Origin of the sequence: Streptomyces sp. (assembly GCF_031181705.1) — a bacterium.
GTDB lineage: Bacteria > Actinomycetota > Actinomycetes > Streptomycetales > Streptomycetaceae > Streptomyces.
In genome coordinates, this window is the sequence record NZ_JAPSKN010000232.1 from 1 (window position 1) to 5,211 (window position 5,211).

At 70.9% G+C, this 5,211-nt stretch carries 5 protein-coding genes; 3 read left to right on the forward strand and 2 right to left on the reverse strand.

From position 1 onward, the window contains the following. A partial coding sequence (glnA, locus tag RIN80_RS26175; RefSeq protein ID WP_309098114.1) for a type I glutamate--ammonia ligase occupies positions 1–1,325 on the reverse strand: 1,325 nt, incomplete at its 3' end. 293 nt (positions 1,326–1,618) lie between these two features. Here glnA and RIN80_RS26180 point away from each other — a divergent pair. After that, positions 1,619–2,809: a globin domain-containing protein gene (locus RIN80_RS26180; protein ID WP_309098115.1), complete on the forward strand. Its 1,191-nt coding sequence runs from the start codon at positions 1,619–1,621 to the stop codon at positions 2,807–2,809. A 31-nt stretch (positions 2,810–2,840) separates the two neighbouring features. Here RIN80_RS26180 and RIN80_RS26185 read toward each other — a convergent pair whose 3' ends face one another. Then, entirely contained in the window at positions 2,841–3,281 is a 441-nt protein-coding gene (locus tag RIN80_RS26185) for an Rrf2 family transcriptional regulator (protein WP_309098116.1), read from the reverse strand. A 186-nt stretch (positions 3,282–3,467) separates the two neighbouring features. On the opposite strand from RIN80_RS26185, the gene RIN80_RS26190 reads away from it, so the two are divergent. Both RIN80_RS26190 and RIN80_RS26195 read left to right on the forward strand, forming a co-directional pair. Next, entirely contained in the window at positions 3,468–4,133 is a 666-nt protein-coding gene (locus RIN80_RS26190) for a DUF3105 domain-containing protein (protein WP_309098117.1), read from the forward strand. Continuing rightward, complete coding sequence (locus RIN80_RS26195) at positions 4,130–4,750, forward strand: DUF305 domain-containing protein (RefSeq protein ID WP_309098118.1); 621 nt, start codon at positions 4,130–4,132, stop codon at positions 4,748–4,750. The genes RIN80_RS26190 and RIN80_RS26195 overlap by 4 nt, the downstream gene beginning before the upstream one ends. The last annotated feature ends 461 nt before the right edge of the window (positions 4,751–5,211 follow it).

Genomic DNA, 5,211 nt, shown 5'->3' on the forward strand with positions numbered 1-5,211 from the left:
GTGACCTCCGAGCGGTACTCCTCCCACTCCTGCCGCTTGTTGCGCAGGAAGAAGTCGAAGACGTGCTCGCCGAGGGTCTCGGCGACCAGGTCGCTGCGCTCCATCAGGGTCAGGGCCTCGCCCAGGTTCTGCGGGAGCGGCTCGATGCCCATCGCGCGGCGCTCCGCGTCGGACAGGGCCCAGACGTCGTCCTCCGCGCCCGGCGGGAGTTCGTAGCCCTCCTCGATGCCCTTGAGGCCGGCGGCGAGCAGGACGGCGTAGGCGAGGTAGGGGTTCGCGCCGGAGTCGAGGGAGCGGACCTCCACGCGGGCCGAGCCCGTCTTGCCGGGCTTGTACATGGGGACCCGGACCAGCGCCGAGCGGTTGTTGTGGCCCCAGCAGATGTACGACGGGGCCTCGCCGCCCGCGCCCGCCGTGCGCTCCGCGCCGCCCCAGATGCGCTTGTAGGAGTTGACCCACTGGTTGGTGACGGCGGAGATCTCCGCCGCGTGCCGCAGCAGGCCCGCGATGAAGGAGCGGCCGACCTTGGAGAGCTGGTACTCCGAGCCCGACTCGTAGAAGGCGTTGCGGTCGCCCTCGAAGAGGGAGAGGTGGGTGTGCATGCCGGAGCCCGGGTGCTCGGAGAACGGCTTCGGCATGAACGTGGCGTGGACGCCCTGCTCCAGCGCCACCTGCTTCATGACCAGGCGGAACGTCATGACGTTGTCGGCCGTGGAGAGCGCGTCGGCGTAGCGCAGGTCGATCTCCTGCTGGCCGGGCGCGCCCTCGTGGTGGGAGAACTCGACCGAGATGCCCATCGACTCCAGCATCGTGATCGCCTGGCGGCGGAAGTCCATGCCGACGTTGGTCGGGGTGTGGTCGAAGTAGCCGGAGTTGTCGGCCGGGGTGGGGCGGGAGCCGTCCAGCGGGCGGTCCTTCAGCAGGAAGAACTCGATCTCCGGGTGCGTGTAGAAGGTGAAGCCCAGGTCGGAGGCGCGCGCCAGGGCGCGCTTGAGCACGTAGCGCGGGTCGGCGAAGGAGGGGGAGCCGTCCGGCATGAGGATGTCGCAGAACATGCGGGCGGTGCCCGGGGCCTCGGCACGCCAGGGCAGGATCTGGAAGGTCGACGGGTCCGGCTTGGCGATCATGTCGGACTCGTAGACCCGGGCGAAGCCCTCGATCGCGGAGCCGTCGAAGCCGATGCCCTCGTCGAAGGCCTGTTCCAGTTCGGCCGGGGCCACGGCGACGGACTTGAGGAAGCCCAGCACGTCCGTGAACCACAGGCGTACGAACCGGATGTCGCGCTCCTCCAACGTCCGGAGCACGAACTCCTGCTGCTTGTCCATCTTCCGCTTCCCCATCCTTGCTGGTCAGGCCGCCTGTCTTCCGTACCACGGGAGGCGGTCGGGCACCTGAGCATCCCACCACACCACCATTTCGTACGCGTTGCGGACCATGATCGCCCGACCGGTGGGGACCGGACGACCCGCGTACCGCGGGTGGACTGCTCTTGAGCCCATAGTGCCTGCTCGCACCGACATCCGTAACGGCCGGTCCGCTTCGCTCCCCCCGGCACTTAAGTTGCATCCGAGATGCAACTTTGCTTAGCGTGCGCGCAGTCGAGCCGTGAGGAGTCCCGATGCTGTCCGAGCAGTCCGCCGCCGTCGTCCGCGCCACCCTGCCCGCCGTCGGCGCGGCCCTGGAGACGATCACCGAGCGCTTCTACACCGGTCTGTTCGAGGCACACCCCGCGTTGCTGCGCGACCTGTTCAACCGGGGCAACCAGGCCGCCGGCACCCAGCGGCAGGCGCTCGCCGGCTCCATAGCCGCCTTCGCCACGCACCTGCTGGACCATCCGGAGCAGCGGCCGGACGCGATGCTGCACCGCATCGCCCACAGACACGCCTCCCTCGGCGTCACCGCCGAGCAGTACGGCGTCGTCCACGAGCACCTGTTCGCCGCCATCGCGGGCGTGCTCGGCGACGCCGTGACACCCGAGGTCGCCGCCGCCTGGGACGAGGTCTACTGGCTGATGGCGAACGCCCTGATCGCCGTGGAGCAGCGACTGTACGAGGAGCGCGGCCCACTCGCCTGGCGGCCGTGGGAGGTCGTCGAGCGGGTCGTCGAGACCCCGGACGTGATCACGTTCCGCCTGCGTCCCGCGGACGGCGGCCCCGTGCGGGACTTCGCCGCCGGCCAGTACGTCTCCGTCCGGGTCGCTCTGCCGGACGGCGCCCGGCAGATACGGCAGTACAGCCTCTCCGGGGCACCGGGCCCGGCTCTGCGGCAGATCAGCGTGAAGCGCGTGCACGGCGCCGGCGCCCCTGACGGCGAGGTCTCCCACCACCTGCACGCGCGCGTGCGCGAAGGCGACGTCCTGGAGCTGTCCGAGGCCTACGGCGACCTGGTCCTGGACGCCGCAGGCCCCGACACCCCCCTGCTGCTGGCCTCGGCGGGCATCGGCGTCACGCCGATCACCGCGATGCTGGCCCACCTCGCCGGCTCGGGCCACCGCGCCCCGGTCACCGTCGTGCACGGCGACCGCTCGCCCGCCACCCACGCCCTGCGCGCCGACCAGGAGTCCTGGGTGGGCAAGCTGCCGGGGGCGGCCCTGCACCTCTGGTACGAGCAGGACGCCCCGGCCGGCGCCCGCACCGGCCTGGTCGACCTCGCCGGGGTCCCGGTCGCCCCGGGCACGCACGCGTACCTGTGCGGACCGCTGCCGTTCATGCGGTCCGTGCGGACTCAGCTGATCGCCAGCGGTGTGGCACCGGCCGACATCCACTACGAGGTGTTCGGCCCGGACCTGTGGCTGGCCGGGCAGGGCTGACCGCACGGGAGGGGCGGTCGCACGCGGCGGCCTAGGGGCGGCCGGGCCGGGAGATCCCGAGCAGCAGGGCGCCGGTCGGCTCCGCCGCGATGTCCGCCACGGTGAGCGGGTCCAGGGAGGCGAAGAACGCCTCCTGGGCCCGGCGCAGGGCGCCGCGCAGGCGGCAGGCGGAGTTCAGGGGGCAGGGGGTCCGGCCCTCGCAGTCGACGACGTCGCCCTCGCCCTCGAAGGCGCGGACCACCGCGCCCACCGACGCCGTGCGGCCCCGCTCGGTGAGGGCCAGTCCGCCGCCGCGGCCGCGGCGGGCCGTCAGCAGCCCGCTGTGCTGCAGCTCGGCGACGACCTTCGCCAGGTGGGTGTACGGCACGCCCATGCCGTCCGCGACCTCCCGGGTCGTCGGACTCGACTCGCCGGCGACGGCGAGCCGCATGAGGACCCGCAGGGCGAGGTCGGTGGAGCGCAGCAGCCGCATGCGGGCAGCGTAGATAAATAGGTAAGGTCGGTTCAAATTATCCGGGGCCCGGCCGGCGAAGCTGTCGGGCGGCTGTCGGTGCCGTATCGATTCGGCCCTTTCCCGCGGCCGCTCTACGAGGGGCCCCGCCTTCCCCATTACGATCAGCCCACCCGACCGTCCCACTTTTCCCGCGAAGGACACCTCATGGGCTCCGCCAAGAAGAGCAACACGGCACGCAAGGCGCGAATAGAGGAGATGCGGCGCGCCGAGCAGGCCCGTGAGCGCCGCAACCGGATCCTCACCATCGCGGCCAGCGTCGTGATCGTCGGCGGCCTGATCGCCGGCGGTGTCGTGCTCGTGCGGTCCCAGGACGACGGCGGCAGCGACACCGCGGCGAGCGACTCCTCGGGCAAGGGCAGGTTCGTCACCGGCAAGGACGGCGTGAGGACCTGGGAGGGCAAGCTCTCCCGCAACCACGTCACCAAGGCCGTCAAGTACGCCACCCAGCCCCCGGTCGGCGGCGACCACAACCAGGTGTGGATGAACTGCAACGGCGACGTCTACACCAAGGAGATCAACAACACCAACGCGGTGCACTCGCTGGAGCACGGCGCGGTGTGGGTGACGTACAACGCCGCCGCGAAGAAGGCCGACGTGGAGGCGCTCGCGGCGAAGGTGAAGAAGACGCCGTACACGCTGATGAGCCCGCTGGAGGACCAGAAGGACCCGATCATGCTCTCGGCGTGGGGTCACCAGCGCACCGTGACGGGCGCGGACGACCCGAACGTCGACAAGTTCTTCGAGAAGTTCGTCCAGGGCGAGCAGACCCCCGAGCCGGGTGCCGCCTGCACCAACGGGCTGTCGCAGTGAGGCACGTCGGTCTGGTCGCCGGGGCCGCGGTGACGGCGCTCGTCGCGGCCGGGGCGATCACCTACGCCGTCGCCGGGGACGACGGCGGGAGCACGACCCCCTCCGCCGAGTCCGCCGACGCCGGGTTCGCGCGCGACATGGCGGTGCACCACCAGCAGGCCGTGGAGATGTCGTACATCGTGCGCGACCGCACCAAGGACGAGGAGGTGCGCCGGCTCGCCTACGACATCGCGCAGACGCAGGCCAACCAGCGCGGCATGATGCTGGGCTGGCTCGACCTGTGGGGTCTGCCCAAGGTGTCCTCCGAGCCGCCGATGACCTGGATGGACATGGGCGGCATGGCCTCCGGCAAGGACGGCGCGCTGATGCCGGGCATGGCGACCAACACCGAGATGAAGAAGCTCGGCGAACTCAGCGGCAAGCAGGCCGAGATCTTCTACCTGCAGTTGATGACGGACCATCACAAGGGCGGCATCCACATGGCCGAGGGCTGTGTGGACAAGTGCGCGGTCGGGGCGGAGAAGCGGCTGGCGCAGGGCATGGTGGACGCGCAGCAGTCGGAGATCGGGCTCATGGCGGACCTGCTCAAGGCGCGCGGCGCCAAGCCCCGCGCCTAGGCAGTGTCTTTCCGATCATCCGATCGCTGGACTGGTCGTGAGGGATGGGGCCGCCGCAACGTCGTCGAACGCTGCTTCCACCGCCTCAAGCAGGTCGGGACTGGCCACTGGGGCAGTGAGCATCGGTACGCGGGGCCATGGCCAACACCGCCTTCGACACAGCCGACGCCCTCGACCGTCACTCCGCCGGGAGTTACGCAAAATCCAGCTCCGGCCACACCTGACCGACGGCTGCCTCACCGCCACCGGCCTGACCCTCGCACCACCGGCCTGACCCTCGCACCACCGACCCCGCCCTGGGAACCTCAGTAGGTGGCATGGTGGCGGGGGACTTCGACGCCGACGGCTGTGAACGGGGCGGTGAGCAGGGCGTACTGCTCGGCTGGGAGCGTGGCGGGTTTCCGTACGGCCTTGGCTGCGATCACGCAGACGGACTTGGCGTCCGAGTGGAGTCCCGCGCG

What these genes read in the sequence shown, in the direction of transcription:
- RIN80_RS26190 (WP_309098117.1), top strand. Translation starts at nt 3,468, where the DNA reads ATGGGCTCCGCCAAGAAGAGCAACACGGCACGCAAGGCGCGAATAGAG.
- RIN80_RS26185 (WP_309098116.1), bottom strand. Translation starts at nt 3,281, where the DNA reads ATGCGGCTGCTGCGCTCCACCGACCTCGCCCTGCGGGTCCTCATGCGG.
- RIN80_RS26180 (WP_309098115.1), top strand. Translation starts at nt 1,619, where the DNA reads ATGCTGTCCGAGCAGTCCGCCGCCGTCGTCCGCGCCACCCTGCCCGCC.